Annotated in this window: 16 protein-coding genes and 1 other annotated feature; all 16 genes read left to right on the top strand. The window is 36.2% G+C overall.

Going from position 1 to position 17,569, the window contains the following annotated elements:
- Window positions 1-29 precede the first annotated feature (29 nt).
- The 16 genes from hflK to rpmI all read left to right on the top strand — a co-directional run bounded on the left by hflK (window position 30) and on the right by rpmI (window position 17,561).
- On the top strand, window positions 30-998 hold the full coding sequence (gene hflK, locus ACWNMY_RS05245; RefSeq protein WP_449537218.1) for an FtsH protease activity modulator HflK: 969 nt from the start codon (window positions 30-32) through the stop codon (window positions 996-998).
- Window positions 995-1,924 (top strand): protease modulator HflC, encoded by a 930-nt coding sequence (gene hflC / locus ACWNMY_RS05240; RefSeq protein WP_449537217.1) that lies wholly within the window; start codon window positions 995-997, stop codon window positions 1,922-1,924. The genes hflK and hflC overlap by 4 nt, the downstream gene beginning before the upstream one ends.
- A 128-nt stretch (window positions 1,925-2,052) precedes the next feature.
- Entirely contained in the window at window positions 2,053-4,683 is a 2,631-nt protein-coding gene (polA, locus tag ACWNMY_RS05235; protein ID WP_449537216.1) for a DNA polymerase I, read from the top strand.
- A gap of 139 nt (window positions 4,684-4,822) precedes the next feature.
- Window positions 4,823-5,653, top strand: a complete 831-nt coding sequence (gene mutM, locus ACWNMY_RS05230; protein WP_449537215.1) for a DNA-formamidopyrimidine glycosylase — start codon at window positions 4,823-4,825, stop codon at window positions 5,651-5,653.
- Window positions 5,654-6,001: 348 nt separating this feature from the next.
- Window positions 6,002-6,637 (top strand): sporulation membrane protein YtaF, encoded by a 636-nt coding sequence (gene ytaF, locus ACWNMY_RS05225; protein ID WP_449537214.1) that lies wholly within the window; start codon window positions 6,002-6,004, stop codon window positions 6,635-6,637.
- Between the two features lie 60 nt (window positions 6,638-6,697).
- Window positions 6,698-7,300: a dephospho-CoA kinase gene (gene coaE / locus ACWNMY_RS05220; RefSeq protein ID WP_449537213.1), complete on the top strand. Its 603-nt coding sequence runs from the start codon at window positions 6,698-6,700 to the stop codon at window positions 7,298-7,300.
- Between the two features lie 412 nt (window positions 7,301-7,712).
- A complete protein-coding gene (locus tag ACWNMY_RS05215; protein WP_449537212.1) occupies window positions 7,713-8,744 on the top strand; it encodes a glyceraldehyde-3-phosphate dehydrogenase in 1,032 nt (343 codons plus the stop codon).
- Between the two features lie 241 nt (window positions 8,745-8,985).
- Window positions 8,986-9,366 (top strand): adenosylmethionine decarboxylase, encoded by a 381-nt coding sequence (speD, locus tag ACWNMY_RS05210; RefSeq protein WP_449537211.1) that lies wholly within the window; start codon window positions 8,986-8,988, stop codon window positions 9,364-9,366.
- A 113-nt stretch (window positions 9,367-9,479) separates the two neighbouring features.
- Window positions 9,480-9,869, top strand: coding sequence for a cytosolic protein (locus ACWNMY_RS05205; RefSeq protein ID WP_449537210.1), 390 nt, complete (start codon window positions 9,480-9,482; stop codon window positions 9,867-9,869).
- A gap of 284 nt (window positions 9,870-10,153) precedes the next feature.
- Window positions 10,154-10,612, top strand: coding sequence for a transcriptional regulator NrdR (gene nrdR, locus ACWNMY_RS05200; RefSeq protein ID WP_449537209.1), 459 nt, complete (start codon window positions 10,154-10,156; stop codon window positions 10,610-10,612).
- 133 nt (window positions 10,613-10,745) lie between these two features.
- The gene (locus ACWNMY_RS05195; RefSeq protein WP_449537208.1) at window positions 10,746-12,137 is read left to right on the top strand and encodes a replication initiation and membrane attachment family protein; all 1,392 of its coding nucleotides are present in this window, start codon (window positions 10,746-10,748) and stop codon (window positions 12,135-12,137) included.
- A gap of 25 nt (window positions 12,138-12,162) precedes the next feature.
- A complete protein-coding gene (gene dnaI / locus ACWNMY_RS05190; RefSeq protein ID WP_449537207.1) occupies window positions 12,163-13,092 on the top strand; it encodes a primosomal protein DnaI in 930 nt (309 codons plus the stop codon).
- Between the two features lie 209 nt (window positions 13,093-13,301).
- Window positions 13,302-14,153, top strand: a complete 852-nt coding sequence (ytxC, locus tag ACWNMY_RS05185) for a putative sporulation protein YtxC (RefSeq protein ID WP_449538393.1) — start codon at window positions 13,302-13,304, stop codon at window positions 14,151-14,153.
- A 412-nt stretch (window positions 14,154-14,565) separates the two neighbouring features.
- Window positions 14,566-16,497 carry a threonine--tRNA ligase gene (gene thrS / locus ACWNMY_RS05180; protein ID WP_449537206.1) on the top strand — a complete coding sequence of 644 codons (1,932 nt, stop codon included), beginning with the start codon at window positions 14,566-14,568 and terminating at the stop codon, window positions 16,495-16,497.
- Window positions 16,498-16,618: 121 nt separating this feature from the next.
- Window positions 16,619-16,753: a sequence feature (ribosomal protein L20 leader region), on the top strand.
- Between the two features lie 67 nt (window positions 16,754-16,820).
- On the top strand, window positions 16,821-17,339 hold the full coding sequence (infC, locus tag ACWNMY_RS05175; protein ID WP_449538392.1) for a translation initiation factor IF-3: 519 nt from the start codon (window positions 16,821-16,823) through the stop codon (window positions 17,337-17,339).
- Window positions 17,340-17,360: 21 nt separating this feature from the next.
- Window positions 17,361-17,561, top strand: a complete 201-nt coding sequence (gene rpmI, locus ACWNMY_RS05170; RefSeq protein WP_057999468.1) for a 50S ribosomal protein L35 — start codon at window positions 17,361-17,363, stop codon at window positions 17,559-17,561.
- Window positions 17,562-17,569 lie beyond the last annotated feature (8 nt).

Here is a 17,569-nt window from a genome sequence, read left to right as displayed (position 1 = left end):
TATGTAGAAATAAGTTGAGGGGGGAAAGCATGATTAGTTTAAAACGTATTTATACGATTGTTGGACTAAGTGTGCTAGTTTTGATTTTAGGTGTTGTTGCCTTTACATCATGGTATACAGTCGATGAATCAGAGCAAGCAATTATTTTAACTTTTGGTAAGGCAGATGAAGGAATAACAGAGCCAGGTCTCCATTTTAAGTTACCTTGGCCAATACAGGATGTTGAAAAGTTATCTAAAACTACGTTTAGTTTACAGTTTGGGTACGACCAAAAAGATGGTGAAATAACAGATGTGCCAAAAGACACAAAGATGATAACCGGTGACGAAAATATAGTCCTTGCTGATATGGTTGTTCAATGGCAAATTACTGATCCTTCAAAATTTATTTTTAATTCAGAGGACCCAGAGCAAATTTTATATAATTCTACTTCTGCTTCACTGAGGAGTATTATCGGTAGTTCTAAAATTGACGATGCCTTAACTTCAGGGAAAGCAAAGATAGAAGCTGAGGTAAGAGATCTATTAGCACATCTACTAGAAAAATATGATATTGGAATATCCGTAACAGCCGTTAAATTACAGGATGTAGAATTACCAAACGAAGAAGTTCGTAAGGCTTTTACAAATGTAACAGATGCTCGTGAAACGATGAATACAAAAATAAATGAAGCAAATAAATACCGAAACCAAAAAATGAATGAAGCAGAAGGGGAAAAAGCAGCCCTAATTTCCCGTGCAAATGGGGATAAAGCTGCACGTATTGAAATTGCACGTGGGGATGTAGCTACATTTAACGCACTATACAATGAATATGCGAAAAATCCTGAGATTACTAGACAACGACTTATTCTTGAAACATTGGATGAAGTTTTACCAGATACTGAGATTTATATTATGAAAGATGATGGCAATACAATGAAATACTTGCCAATTCGACAGCCTGGAAGCCAAACACAGGTACCTCCTGTAGAAACAGAAGGGAGTGGTAACCAATGAGTGAAAACGTTGTTGATTTAAATGAACAAAGAGGCTCCAATAAATTTAGCAAATATACAAAGGGTGGTATCACTCTACTTATCATTTTGATTATGATTGGGATTGTCTTGGTTAATCTATTTATTGTACGAGAAGGCGAATATAAGGTAATTCGACAATTCGGTGAGGTTGTTCGAATTGTTGAAACACCTGGTCTATCTTATAAAATACCGTTCATTCAGTCAGTAGAAACATTGCCTAAATATCAAATGATTTATGATGTAGAAGAGGCGGAAATCAATACGAAAGACAAAAAGCGTATGATGATTGATAACTATGCGATTTGGCGTATTGAAGATCCAAAACAAATGATTTCAACAACTAGAACGGTTGTTAATGCAGAAGCAAAGCTAGATGAATTCGTGTACTCAGCAATACGTACAGAACTTGGTAATTTAAACTATGACGAAATTATCAATGATGAAAAATCAGAGCGTGGAAGTCTTAATGACCGAATTACGGAAATCGTAAATGGAAACCTCAAGGAAGATAAATATGGGATTGTTGTGACAGATATTCGAATGAAGCGTACGGATTTACCTGCTGAAAACGAACAATCTGTATATACAAGAATGATTTCAGAGCGTGATTCAACTGCTCAAGATTATCTATCAAGAGGGGACGCTAGAAAGAATGAAATCGAAGCTGAAACTGATAGAGAAGTAAAAGTTATTATATCGAAGGCACAAGCCGATGCAGAGGTTATTCGAAGTGAAGGGGAAGGAGAAGCAGCTCGTATCTATAACGAAGCATTCTCAAAAGACCCTGAGTTTTACAACCTTTTCCGTACATTAGAGTCTTATAAGACCACAATTGATGGAGAAACTGTTATCATTTTACCTGCTGACTCTCCATATGCACAATTGTTAATGGGTTATACTGAATAACTACAAACCTATATAAGAAGCCGTTATTTTCCATTCTGTTCACGACATGCTAAAATGAACAGTAGGAAAATACGGCTTTTTTATGTGGTGGAATGTTTCCGCTGTAATGGAAGAAAGGAAGGATATTTGTGGATAAAAAGATTGTCTTAATTGATGGAAATAGTATAGCATATCGGGCATTTTTTGCCTTACCCCTATTAAATAATGATAAAGGTGTACATACCAATGCAATATATGGCTTCACAATGATTTTGAACCGAATTTTGGAGCAGGAAAAACCAACACATATATTAGTCGCTTTTGATGCAGGAAAAACGACATTTAGGCATAGTACCTTTAGTGAATATAAGGGAGGAAGACAAAAAACTCCACCAGAGTTATCCGAGCAGTTTCCTTTTTTACGCGAGTTATTAGATGCATACAATATTGCTAGATATGAGTTAGAAAACTATGAGGCCGATGATATTATCGGTACGTTATCACTTCAAGCTGAAAAAGAAGGCTTTGAGGTTAAAGTTATATCAGGTGATAAAGATTTAACACAGCTTGCATCAGATCGTGTAACAGTAGATATTACTAAAAAGGGTATTACTGATGTAGATTCGTATACACCAGAATTCATTAGAGAAAAGTACGGAATCACACCTGACCGAATTATTGATATGAAGGGACTAATGGGTGATAACTCTGATAATATACCTGGAGTTCCGGGGGTTGGGGAAAAAACAGCGCTGAAACTACTGCAGGAATTCAACACATTAGAGGAGCTATTGGACTCGATTGATAAAGTTAGTGGGAAGAAGCTTAAAGAGAAACTTGAAGAACATAAAGACCAAGCGATTATGAGTAAAGAGCTCGCAACAATACTTCGTGAGGCTCCAATAGACATCGAGTTATCCAGTATAGAGTATCAGGGCTATGACAGTGAAAAGGTCGTCCAACTTTTCAAGGAACTCGGGTTTAACTCATTACTTGATAAAGTTGAAGGAAACCAGGAAACCGAAGACAAACCTTTAGAAGAGATAGCCTATCAAATCATTACTGAAATAACCGAGGACGTTTTAACTTTAGAATCATCCATTATTGTTGAGGTGCTCGATGAAAGCTATCACAAAGCTGATATCGTTGGTATTGCAGTTTCTAATGAGAATGGGAACTTCTATATTCCAACAAAGCTAGCTTTAGAGTCTGAAGCATTTCAAGCATGGGCTAAAGATAAAGACAAAAAGAAAACGGTATTTGATGGGAAAAAGTCTATTGTTGCCCTAGGGTGGAAGGGGATTGAATTAAAAGGAATCGATTTTGATTGTTTAATTGCGTCCTATATTTTAAATCCATCTGACTCAACAGAGGATATAGCTGCAGTTGCTAAGTTAAAGGGAATTACAAATCTGAAATCAGATGAAGCTGTGTATGGAAAAGGTGCAAAACGAAGAATACCTGAAGAGAAAGTTTTGGCAGAGCATCTAGTCAGAAAGGCAGTTTGCTTAACCACTTTAAAGGAACTTTTCTTTAAAGATCTAACTGATAATGAACAGTATGAATTATTTACAGATTTAGAAATGCCGTTATCCATCATACTGGCTGAAATGGAATCAACCGGTATAAAGGTAGACGTCGAGCGTTTAAAAACAATGGGGGAAGAATTAAAAGCTCATCTTCAAGAGCTTGAACAAAAGATCTATGAGCTAGCAGGAGAAGAATTTAATATAAATTCACCTAAGCAGCTTGGTGTTATTCTCTTTGAAAAACTTCAATTGAAGGTATATAAGAAAACGAAAACAGGTTATTCAACTTCGGCTGATATACTTGAAAAGTTAGCGAGCGAGCATGAAATTATTGAATATATTCTCCACTATCGTCAAGTTGGAAAGCTTCAATCCACTTACATTGAAGGCTTATTAAAAGTTGTTCATGAGGACACTTGTAAAGTGCATACACGTTTCCAACAAGCATTAACACAAACGGGAAGACTCAGTTCAACAGATCCTAACCTACAAAACATTCCAATAAGACTAGAAGAGGGGCGGAAAATTAGACAGGCCTTTATACCTTCAAATAAGGATTGGTTTATCTTTGCGGCTGATTATTCACAAATCGAGTTAAGAGTCCTAGCCCACATCGCAAATGATGAAAACCTTATAGACGCTTTTACAAACGATTTAGATATACATACAAAGACAGCAATGGATGTCTTTCATGTAAAAGAGGAGGAAGTGACCTCTAATATGCGTCGCCAGGCAAAGGCTGTTAACTTTGGAATTGTGTATGGGATTAGTGATTTTGGATTGTCACAAAATCTTGGAATTACGCGAAAGGAAGCTGGGCAATTTATTGAACGTTATTTTGCGAGCTTCCCAGGTGTAAAGGAATATATGGAGGATATTGTAGAAGATGTTAGGCAAAAAGGATATGTGTCTACATTACTACAAAGAAGAAGATATATCCCTGAAATTACAGCCCGTAATTTTAATGTGCGTAGCTTTGCAGAACGAACAGCTATGAACACACCAATACAAGGAAGTGCTGCAGATATTATTAAGAAAGCTATGATTGATATGGCCGCAAAGTTAAAAGAAGAGAATCTTCAAACGAAATTACTTCTGCAGGTTCATGATGAATTGATTTTTGAGGCACCAGAGGATGAAATTGAAGTGTTGAAAAAAATCGTACCAGAAGTTATGGAGAATGCAATTTCCTTAAAGGTACCTTTAAAGGTTGACTATGATTACGGCAAAACCTGGTATGATGCAAAGTAATAGTAGCTTAATTAACAAAGGTCTCCCACTTTTAAAAATGTGCTCAATACAGGTTCGATCATGATAAGAATATAGTGAATTAGGCAGCAAGTGTGAACATTACGCTAATGCTTTTTTGATTGAAAAAGGATGTGACAATATGCCTGAACTACCAGAGGTTGAAACAGTAAGGCGTACTTTAGTAAAACTTGTAAAAGGTAAGACGATAGAAAAGGTTACTGTTCATTGGCCGAAAATGATTAAAAAGCCTGAAGAGGTAGAACAATTTTCAGATGCATTACGTGGACAAACAATCCATGATGTAGACAGAAGGGGTAAGTTCTTAAAATTCATGTTAGACGACTATGTAATGGTATCTCATCTGCGAATGGAGGGAAGGTATGGCCTCTATGACAGCAATGAGCCTTATGATAAACATACCCATGTTTTGTTTACTTTTACAGATGGAACGGAATTACGCTATCGGGACGTTAGAAAGTTCGGAACGATGCATCTATTTACTAAAGGGGAAGAAGAGAAAAGTCTTCCCTTATCCCAATTAGGACCAGAACCATTTTCAAAAGAGTTTACACTAAAATACCTGGAAGAGAAGCTAGCAAAGACGAATCGCAAAATCAAGGTTGCACTACTTGATCAAACAAAAGTGGTGGGCCTAGGAAATATTTACGTAGATGAAGCCTTATTTAGAGCAGGCATCTATCCAGAAAGAGCAGCAAATTCTCTTACCAAAAAAGAAATAAAAAAGCTACACCATGAAATAATACAAACATTAAATGAGGCTGTTGATAAAGGTGGTAGCACAATTCGATCCTATGTTAATACACAGGGGGAAATTGGATTGTTTCAGCTCCAGCTCTTTGTATATGGCCAAAAGGGGGAAGCCTGTAAGACATGCGGAACACAAATAGAAAAAACAGTTGTGGGTGGGAGAGGAACTCATTATTGTCCAAAGTGTCAAAAGAAAAGTTGATAACCAAATCAACGTTTAAATAGGAGCGCGTCGACAAGAACGCCACGGCAGTATGTCTTGTCGACACAAGCACGTCCTCTGCATCGAAAGTTCAAGGCGGCGCAGCTCTTGCGTACCGGAGCCTTATGCAGTTACTGCGTGAGGAACTCAAGAAGCAAGCCAACGCGCTTCCACAGAATGTGGTGACTTCGACGTTCGACACAGGACGTGTTGTCGGTATTTAGTCGAAGTTCCTCTTTCAATCCGTCATTTTTATCCGACTTTTTTGACATCAACAGGACATTTCACATGAGAAGCGCCGACTCCATATACTATCTTAGCAATTAGATAGGAAGGAGTCTCTACGTAATGTCCCAATTCGCATCACTTATGTTATTAGCGTTTGCTGTTAGCCTAGATAGTTTTAGTGTAGGTTTCACATACGGTATGAGAAAAATGAAAATACCGTTTAAATCAATCATTACCATTGCGTTCTGTTCAGCTATTATCATGGCAGCTGCCATGGGTTTAGGTAAATCAATCGCGATGTTCGTATCACCCGTTGTTGCTGACCGACTAGGTGGTATTGTACTAGTTTTAATCGGTGCGTGGGTTTTGTTTCAGTTCTTCCGTCCTTCATCACATATACACGAACAAATTGAAGAAAAGCTTTTGGTGAAGGTTGAAATTAAATCTCTAGGACTTGTGATAAATATTTTAAAGAAGCCAATGGTGGCGGACTTTGACAAATCAGGAACGATTACGGGCCTAGAAGCCTTTATGTTAGGGCTGGCACTATCACTTGATGCATTTGGAGCAGGAATAGGCGCAGCGTTGTTAGGCTTGTCTCCATGGGGAATGGCTGTATTAGTAGCTGTTATGAGTTCTTTATTTGTTTATACGGGTATGAAAAGTGGAGCTGTCTTTTCAAAGAAAAAATGGGTTCAACGATTTTCTTTTTTACCAGGAGTATTGCTTATCTTAATTGGACTGTGGAAATTTTAACAATTGAATTCTTATTTATGCTAACGAATGTAGAAATTATAATTTTGAGGAGACAAAGAAGTGGCTTTAACAATAGGATTAACAGGTGGAATAGCTAGTGGGAAAAGTACAGTATCACAGATGCTTAAAGAGGCGGGTATAGTAGTAATTGATGCAGATCTTATTGCCCGTAAGGTTGTAGAAATTGGAGAAGAAGCTTATGAACAAATTATTGGAGTCTTTGGAGAAGATATTCTACTAATGAACAAAGAAATCGACCGCCAAAAACTAGGATCCATTGTTTTCTTTGATGAAGAGAAACGAAATTTATTAAACTCAATTGTGCATCCTGCTATTCGAAAGCAAATGTTAAAAGAAAAAGAAGAACACATTGCTAATGGAGAAGAGACAATAGTACTTGATATACCATTGTTATTTGAGAGTAAGTTAACCACACTTGTCGATCGTACTCTTCTTGTTTATGTAGATTACGAGACACAATTATTGCGCCTCATGAATCGAAATAGTCTCAGTAAAGAGGATGCAGAAGCACGAATTCATTCACAAATGCCGTTGAAGGAAAAAGTCAAACTTGCGGATGCTGTGATCGACAACAATGGAACAGTAGATGCTACAAAGGATCAACTTCATATTATATGTGAGCAATGGGGAATTTCTATATAAAATTTTAAAAGATTGTTGCTTTTAAAATAAGCTGATTGGTGTATAGGGCCGCGATTTCTAAGAAAAACGTGAAACTTGAAATCCCGCAGGAGAGACAGCGACTAGGATTTCAAGCTACACCTCGGAAACGTCCGCATGCAGCGAAGGTTAGCGATGTAAATGCAACGAAGTTTGTAAAAACAGGTTATCGTTAAGTAGAAATGAGGTATCTCGAAAAGGGGATGCCTCTTTATTATTTTTTATAAAGGAATTTTATACCCAACTAGACCTACTCTATATTGTTCAAAAGATATATAAATAACCATTTTTACAAAAAAACAGAATTAGGGTATTACATATCTTCTTTAATGTGTTATACTAATTGTAGAAAATTACATTAATGAGTATAACATATATCTTGGAGGGGTTTTTGATGAAGCCAAGAATCGCAATTAATGGATTTGGCCGTATTGGAAGAATGGTATTCAGAAAAGCGATTATCGATGAAGAATTAGACGTAATTGCAATTAATGCTAGCTACCCTGCAGAAACATTAGCACACTTAATTAAGTATGACACAAATCATGGGAAATTTGATGCTGAGGTAATACCACAGGAGAACTCGTTATTAGTAAATGGTAAGCGCATTCAGCTCTTAAACTCTCGCGATCCTTTAGAGCTACCTTGGAAAAGGCTAGATATAGATATCGTCATTGAAGCAACCGGGAAATTTAACTCAAAGGAAAAGGCTGATTTACACATACAAGCTGGGGCAAAAAAAGTAATACTAACCGCTCCTGGTAAAAATGAAGATATTACATTAGTTATGGGTGTTAATGAAGATAAATATGATCATGAAAACCATACTATCATTTCAAATGCTTCTTGTACGACGAATTGTTTAGCTCCTGTTGCGAAAGTATTAAATGAGCAATTCGGAATTGTGAATGGATTAATGACAACTGTTCATGCTTATACAAATGATCAAAAAAATATAGATAATCCTCATAAGGATTTAAGAAGAGCACGCGCCTGTGCGCAATCCATTATTCCTACTTCAACTGGAGCAGCAAAGGCATTATCACTTGTTTTACCAGAATTAAAGGGAAAATTGCATGGAATGGCACTTCGTGTTCCAACTCCTAATGTATCATTAGTCGATTTAGTAGTAGATGTAGAACGCGATGTTACAATTGAAGAAATAAATGAAGCCTTTATTACAGCCTCCATGGGGTCGCTGAAGGGAATTTTAGATTTTACGACAGAGCCACTTGTATCTATTGACTTTAATACTAACCCGCATTCCTCAATCATTGACGGTCTATCGACAATGGTGATCGGAGACCGTAAAATAAAGGTTTTAGCCTGGTATGATAATGAATGGGGATATTCTTGTAGAGTTGTAGATTTAGCTAAATACGTCGGTTCAAAAATCATTGAAAAAACAGAAGCAAAGGTAAGTTAATTTTAAGACCTTCCCAATCAAGGGAAGGTCTTTAGTCATTTAATTTAAAATTCACAAAAGATATTGCTAAATACATATAAACAAAGTATACTAGTTTTCGTGAACTTCTTAAAAGCTTTTGCTTTTGTAGCTACTTAAAGGGTTAGGACCTCTCTGGACTAACTTTCCCCCGTGGTAGTTATGCTCATGCTTTACGCGAAGAACTCACCCGAAATTACCTTGAAGGGGGAACAATTTAATTATGGAAACTATGGGACGTCATGTAATCTCTGAACTATGGGGTTGCGATTTTGAAAAATTAAACAATGTACATGGTATTGAAGAAACTTTTGTTCAAGCTGCTCTAAAGTCAGGTGCAGAAATTCGTGAGGTAGCATTTCACAAATTTGCTCCACAAGGAGTAAGTGGTGTTGTTATCATTTCTGAATCGCATTTAACCATTCATAGTTTTCCTGAACATGGATACGCAAGCATTGATGTGTATACATGTGGTGATTTAGATCCAAACATTGCTGCAGACTATATTGCTGAGGCATTAGGAGCACAGACTCGAGAGAATATTGAACTACCTCGTGGAATGGGCCCTGTACAAGTTAAGCCTGCACAAGTTAAAGTACTTTAAAAATGAATACGAATCAACTAAAATAGTAAGAGGTGTATATGATACACCTCTTTTTTTACATTTTGACTTATAGATAATGTAATATAGATATATAAATAAGGAGTGGAATAAAAATGGGATTGCAAACGTTTTTTTCGAATCACAGTGAAACAAGAGACAAGCACTCGGACGAGTTATTAAGAAGTCACTATTATAAAACAACAAACAAGAAGGCAATTGAAGCAGTGACAAGAGTCATTAACAATCTAGATGGCTACCACATTAACTCTGTTTCAGAAGAGCGCGGAGAAATAAGTATTTCAATCAAAAAAGGAAGAAAAGCCTTTATTGTTGCTACTATCGTCTCAGTACGACCATTTGAAACTGCAATTGACTTTGCAGTAACAACAGAAACTATATTAATTCCCGTTGATTTTGGCTACAGTAAAAAGGTTATCACAAATTTATATCAACGCTTAGACAAGGAACTTCCACTCATAGGAAAAGGTGAATCAAAAAGATAATTAAGAGTATAGGAAAGGAGTAATTTACCCTTGTCCTATAAAAATCTTTCTTATAAGATAAATACATAAACTTTATTTAGCTGATGCTCTCACTTCGATCAGATAAATTCAATAAGGTTCTAATTTTTATATACGGTCTTAACCATAGCTAAATAAAGTTAGCCTCCTGTTGATGTCACAGACTTTCAAAGGAAGTTTATCGAACAAGTTCGATAAAATCTGGGCGCAAATACGCCTAGGTGTATTTGATTTTAGCTGATTCTCCTAGAAGGGAGTTGTTATTTATGAAATGCCCTACTTGTCAACATAACGGAACAAGAGTTCTAGATTCACGACCTGTTGATGACGGACGGTCCATTCGTAGAAGACGCGAATGTGAGGAATGTCAATATCGATTTACAACGTTTGAAAAAGTAGAAGAAATCCCATTAATTGTTGTCAAAAAGGAAGGTATACGAGAAGAATTCAGCAGGGAAAAGATGCTTCGGGGTCTCATTAAGGCTTGTGAAAAACGTCCAGTTGCTTTAAAGCAATTAGAAGATATCACCCATGATGTTGAAAAGGAATTACGTAACCTTGGGGTTTCAGAGGTGAAAAGTGATATTATTGGCGAATATGTGATGAATCACTTAGCAAAAATTGATGAAGTGGCGTATGTTCGCTTTGCATCAGTGTATCGCCAATTTAAGGATATCAATGTGTTTATTGATGAATTAAAGGAATTAATTAAAAGGGAACGCTAAAGGGCTTAAGAATCTTTTTTAGGCTCTTTTTTAGCTTTGTTCTAAAAATCGATATAAAATGACGCTAAGGTATACTTTCTGATTTTAAATATAGAAAGTTTTATATTATAGAAATGGAAGGCATTGATTAAAAATGGAACATTGGAAAGAATTAGTACCAGTCGATCGTTATATAGTACATGCAGCCGACCTATTGCATGACTATGATCGTAAAATTATATCATTGCTTTACCAGCCATTGATTGGAATGAAAGCCTTCAGTTTATATATGACCTTGTGGAGTGAGTTGGAGCAAAATCGACTTTGGGGTGAAGAATCTACCCATCATAGTCTAATGGCATTACTTCAAACAAATCTTCAGGAGATCTATCAGGAACGCTTGAAGCTTGAAGGAATTGGTCTTTTAAAAACCTATGTAAGGTCAGACGAGGAATCTAGGAGCTTTATCTATGAATTACAAGCCCCCCTCTCACCTCGAGCTTTTTTTACAGATGGTGTACTCAATGTTTATTTGTATAATCGACTTGGAAAAAGTAAATTCTTAAAGCTTAAACAGTTCTTCTCAGATAAAGAAGCTGATTTAGATACGTACAAGCCTATTACAAAATCCTTTAACGAGGTATTTGCATCCGTTAAAACGACAAAAATGGTTTCCACAATGGGTGAGGAAATGATTAGCAATCTTGAACTTGAAGAACATCAGGAATATATGCATAGGAGTTCAAACAAAAATCTGTTGATTGAAAATGAAAGTTTTAACTTTGACTTATTTTTTGCTGGAATTTCTGAGGTTATGATTCCGAAAAAATCAGTTACTCCTAGGGTAAAACAAGCGATTAAGAAGCTATCTTTTTTATATGGAATTGACCCGATTGAAATGCAAGGTATTGTTATGAGCTCACTTGACCCCAATGAAAACATAGACATTGAAAAATTGAGAAAGTCTTCAAGAGACTGGTATCAATTCGAAACGGGTAATGAATTACCTAGCTTAACGGAAAGAGTTCAACCAATACAGATACAAACAATGGCAAATAAGACTCCTTCAACGAAAGAGGAAGAGTTAATTCAAAAACTTGAAAGAATTTCACCAAAGGAATTTTTAGTTGATATATCTGGAGGGGCACAGCCTTCGGTTTCAGAATTAAAGATTATTGAGGACGTCATGTTTAGGCAAAACCTTCTTCCAGGGGTTGTCAATGTACTGATATATTATGTCATGTTAAAATCAGATATGAGGCTAACAAAGTCATATGTCGAAACGATTGCAAGTAACTGGGCACGTTTAGAAATCAAGACAGTGAAGGATGCAATGGAGACAGCTAAAAAGCATAATTGGACGGCAGATAAAAAAGCAAGTAAAAATAAAAGAAAACCAATTAGGCAGGAATTACTACCCGACTGGTTAAAACAAGAAGAGCAAGTAGAGCAAAAAGGTACTATTAAACAAGAAGCGGTGAAAGATTCCTCATTCGAAGAAAAGAAGCGCTTATTTGAGGAAAGACTAAAACAACAGAAAAAGTAACATTATGTAAAATGGGGGTGAAGATGTGAAGCCGGTGCAGGATTCTTTTAAAAACTATGGTAATAATATAGGGTTTCAGCAACGATTTGAACAAATGAAGCACGAGGTTCTTAATCATCCAGAAGTAAGGGGTTTTATTGATACTCATCAAGATCAGATAACGAATGACATGATTAACAGGAGCCTCGGTAAACTGTACGAGTTTATCGACCAAAGTAAGGAATGCAGTAAATGTGAAGGCTTGGAAAACTGTAAAAACATGCTACAAGGTTATCACCCTCACTTAGAAATAACCGGAAATTCAATTGATTTAAAGTATGACAGATGTCCACGAAAAGTAATGCATGATGAACAAATCAAATATAAATCCTTGATTAAAAGTATGTATATACCAAAGGATATTCTTGAAGCATCACTTGAAACGTTAGATTTTGATGAAGGACGTTCAGACGCCATTTTATTAATACAGGACTTTCTTAATAATTATGAACCTGGCAAACGAATGCAAGGGTTATATCTACACGGATCCTTTGGTATTGGAAAAACCTACTTTTTAGGTGCGATTGCTAATGGTTTAGCACGTAAAAAAGTCTCTTCCATGCTTGTTTTTGTTCCGGAATTTATGAGGGAAATAAAAGGCTCATTACAGGATCAATCAATTAATTCCAAAATTGATGCTGTAAAACAGGTTCCTGTTCTAATGCTAGATGATATCGGGGCTGAATCGATGTCTAGCTGGGCTCGTGATGAAATACTGGGTAGTATCTTGCAATACAGAATGCTTGAGAACCTACCAACTTTCTTCACATCTAATTTTGATTTCAAAGGGCTTGAACATCATCTTTCCTATACACAACGTGGTGAAGAGGAAAAAATGAAAGCAGCAAGAATAATGGAACGAATTAAGTATTTGGCTAAGCCAGTTGAATTAAAAGGAAATAACAGACGTTATTAATGAAATAAGCCTCGTGTATGTGCGCCAAGATTTTATGCGCATACTACGGGATAACAGTCGGCCACTTATTGTGGTTGTCTTTACTAAATAAGGTAGTGGCTATCACATAAAAGTGATAGCCATTTTTTCTATTCTAAAGTTGTCCTATTTGCCATATACATGTAACAGGGTAATGGTATTGGTGAAATGGGGGGACTAGCTTGATTGAAATGCATTTTCAAGAAATGACAGATGCACAAAAAATGTATGAGGGCTTACTTGCGAAAGCAGAGGCTCTTTCAATAGATTACATAGAGGTTGTCAAGGAAAACGATAATAACGTTACTGTCGTATTACCTGAAAAAACTCAATACATCGTACAAGTAGTAGTCATTCCGGTAATGACAGAAGTAATTATTAAAAACAAAGAAGATCAATGGATTCTTGAGTACATTGAGGAAATATTCTACTTTACGGATTATGAGGAGAAAAAGCAAATTTTAGAAATTACAAAGGGACTATTAGATGGGAATAACCCAGATATTCCAGCAGTTCAGGGTGTAGCTCCAAGAGAACAATTAATTGCAGAAGCACTTAATGATTTTTTACAGGTACCAATTTCCTTTTCATTTGAATCTTTTTTAAAGTTCCGACTGCGAGCTTATAATGATGCGTTACTACAAATTATCGAGTCAGCAATAGATGAATATAAGCTTGAACAGGAGTATCAAACATTTATCCAAGGATTGAGAGAATTTCGAGAAAAACGCGAACCGAAATTAGACGAATTACATATTTTACATGATGAGCAATTTTATTTTTATAACCAAGACTTTACCGAAATTAAACGAGATGAGCTATTTAAATTTATCGATCGAAAGCTGATTTTACATCAGCCAATGTATATTGATTCTGCAGTTTTGGCACCTTTAGTTTCGATTGCTCCTAAATCGATCTCAATTTATACAGATCAAATTGATAATGGGATGGTCCAAACCATTCATAATATCTTTTTGGAGCATGTTACGATCTTTACAAAGAAATCATTTGAAAATACACGAATTAAAGCAAAAAAAATATAAAATGTACGAAGTGCCCTTGATTTAACTTTTAAATAAGACTATAATACCTACATATTACAAATACTATAGTTTATTATTACTATACTTTTAAAAGTTATGACGAGGACACGATTGTATGATTACGGTTGTCAGAGAGGGAAGACTAGGCTGGAAGCTTCCTAACACGAATGATACATTTACCACCTCCAAACTTCAGTAGTGAACCTTTGTTTACAAAGTTGTAATTACTGACGGGATAACCGTTACTTATTTCTTGAGCCATGTATAGACTTCGTTTTCTATTGTCTTAATCAGACAAAGGAGAAGCAGTTTGTCTGCATGGGAACAAGGGTGGAACCACGATACATATACTCGTCCCTTTTTATAGGGACGGGTATTTTTTATTTTCATAAAAAAAAGGAGTTGAATACTGATGTCAGATGTAGTAAAAATTGCATTTCCAGACGGAGCAGTGAAGGAGTTTCCGAAAGGCACAACAACAGAAGATATCGCTGGATCAATTAGTCCAGGTTTAAAGAAAAAATCAATTGCTGGCAAATTTAATAATCAGCAAATTGACTTACGAACTGAAATTCTTGAAGATGGTGAGATAGCTATCATTACACAGGATTCTGATGAAGCATTAGAAATTATGCGTCATAGTACAGCCCATTTAATGGCTCAAGCAATTAAACGTTTATACAAAAACGTTAAGCTTGGTGTAGGTCCTGTTATTGAAAATGGTTTCTATTACGATATAGATATGGAAGAGTCTTTAACACCTGAAGACTTACCATTGATTGAAAAAGAAATGAAGAAGATCATTAACGAAAATCTTGATATCCATCGTGTTGAGGTTTCTCGTGAAGATGCAATTCGAAGATACGAAGAAATTGGGGACGAACTAAAACTTGAATTAATTCAAGCTATTCCTGAGGGAGAAACAGTAACAATTTATGAACAAGGCGAATTTTTTGATTTATGCCGTGGAGTTCATGTTCCTTCAACAGGAAAAATTAAAGAGTTTAAGCTACTAAGCATTGCTGGTGCATATTGGCGTGGAGATAGCGATAATAAGATGCTTCAACGTATATATGGTACTGCATTCTTTAAGAAAGCAGACCTTGATGAGCATCTCCGTTTATTGGAAGAGGCAAAAGAACGTGACCATCGTAAACTAGGTAAAGAGTTAAGCCTTTTTACAAACTCTCAAAAGGTAGGGCAAGGATTACCTTTATGGCTTCCAAAGGGTGCAACAATTCGTCGTGTTGTGGAGCGCTATATTGTCGATAAAGAAGTAAGACTTGGATATGACCATGTTTATACACCAGTTCTAGCAAATGTTGATCTATACAAAACTTCAGGGCATTGGGATCATTATCAAGAAGATATGTTCCCAGTTATGGAAATGGATAATGAAGAACTTGTGTTACGTCCAATGAACTGTCCACATCATATGATGATTTATAAAAATGGAATCCATAGTTATCGTAAGCTTCCAATTCGTATCGCAGAATTAGGAACGATGCATCGCTATGAAATGAGTGGAGCATTGTCAGGGCTACAACGTGTTAGAGGGATGACACTAAATGATGCTCATATCTTTGTACGACCAGACCAAATTCAAGAAGAATTTAAGCGTGTTGTAAATCTTATTCTTGAAGTGTATAAAGACTTCAACATAGATGATTATAGCTTCCGATTATCCTATCGTGATCCTGCTGATACAGAAAAATATTTCGACGACGATGCAATGTGGGAAAAAGCACAAGCAATGTTAAAGGGTGCAATGGATGACCTAGGTCTTGATTATTTTGAGGCAGAAGGAGAAGCTGCATTCTATGGTCCTAAGCTAGATGTTCAAGTACGTACAGCATTAGGAAAAGACGAAACACTATCAACTGTACAGTTAGACTTTTTGCTACCTGAGCGTTTTGATTTAACATATATCGGCGAAGATGGGAAGCAACATCGACCAGTTGTTATTCACCGTGGTGTCGTTTCAACAATGGAACGATTTGTAGCTTACCTTATCGAAGAATATAAAGGGGCGTTCCCAACTTGGTTAGCACCTGTCCAAGTCCAAGTAATTCCAGTATCTCCTGATGCTCATTTAGACTATGCAAAAAGTGTGAAGGAAAAACTTCAAGCAGAAGGATTGCGCGTAGAATTAGATGATCGTGATGAAAAGATTGGATATAAGATTCGTGAGTCTCAAATGCAAAAAATCCCTTATATGCTAGTGGTCGGAGATAATGAAATCCAGGAGAATGCCGTGAATGTTAGGAAGTACGGTGAGCAAAAATCTGAGACAATTTCATTTGAATCTTTCCTATCATCTATTCTTCAGGAAGTAAAAAAATAAAAAAGGCTTGTAATAGACAAATATGCATGCTAGAATAATCTTCGTTGTCTTATTCTAGCTATGCTGTTTGACAGATGTTATTCTAAATGTTATACTTTTGAAGGTAAATTGAATACTTGTTTGAGTAAAGTAGAAGCACCCGCTTCTCACCTGATTGACGCAAATTGCAGTTGGTAGGTTTTACGTTCATTAATCACTTTTGTATAAATGAATTGTAATAGTGTGGGTGTGTATACATTCACACTTTTTTATTTGTCTCAAATCTGTAAAATGCGCAAAAGATTTCAAACGAGGCATTCTTTAAAAAACCTTGGAGGTGGCTAATTATTAGCAAAGACATGATGGTTAACGAAGGCATTCGTGCCCGCGAAGTTCGTTTGATTGGTCAAAACGGTGATCAGCTTGGAATTAAGTCCAAAATTGAAGCATTAGAAATCGCTGCAAGAGCAAATCTTGATCTAGTATTGGTTGCACCTAACGCGAAACCACCAGTATGTCGTATTATGGACTATGGTAAATTCCGTTTTGAGCAACAAAAGAAAGAAAAAGAAGCTCGTAAAAACCAAAAGGTTATCAATATTAAGGAAGTTAGACTTAGTCCGACAATTGATGAGCATGATTTTAATACAAAGCTTCGTAACGCTATTAAATTCCTAGAAAAGGGCGACAAAGTAAAAGCGTCTATTCGCTTTAAAGGTCGTGCGATTACACATAAAGAAATCGGTCAACGTGTGTTAGATCGTTTTTCTAAAGCTTGTGCGGAAGTAGCTACTATTGAATCTCATCCGAAAATGGATGGAAGAAGTATGTTCTTAGTACTAGCACCTAAAATCGAAAAGTAATGAATTGAGGAGGAACTCCCTATGCCAAAAATGAAAACACACCGTGGTACTGCAAAGCGTTTCAAGAAAACAGGATCTGGTAAACTTAAACGTTCTCATGCATATACAAGCCACTTATTCGGAAATAAATCTCAAAAGCAAAAGCGTAAGCTTCGTAAAGCTACATTAGTTAGCAAAGGCGATTTCAAACGTATTCGTCATATGTTAGACAACATTAAATAATCGGTTAT

It is taken from the genome of Ferdinandcohnia sp. Marseille-Q9671 (assembly GCF_976954385.1).
Note: the sequence above shows the minus strand (reverse complement) of the source record. Positions and strands in the feature narration are given on the sequence as shown.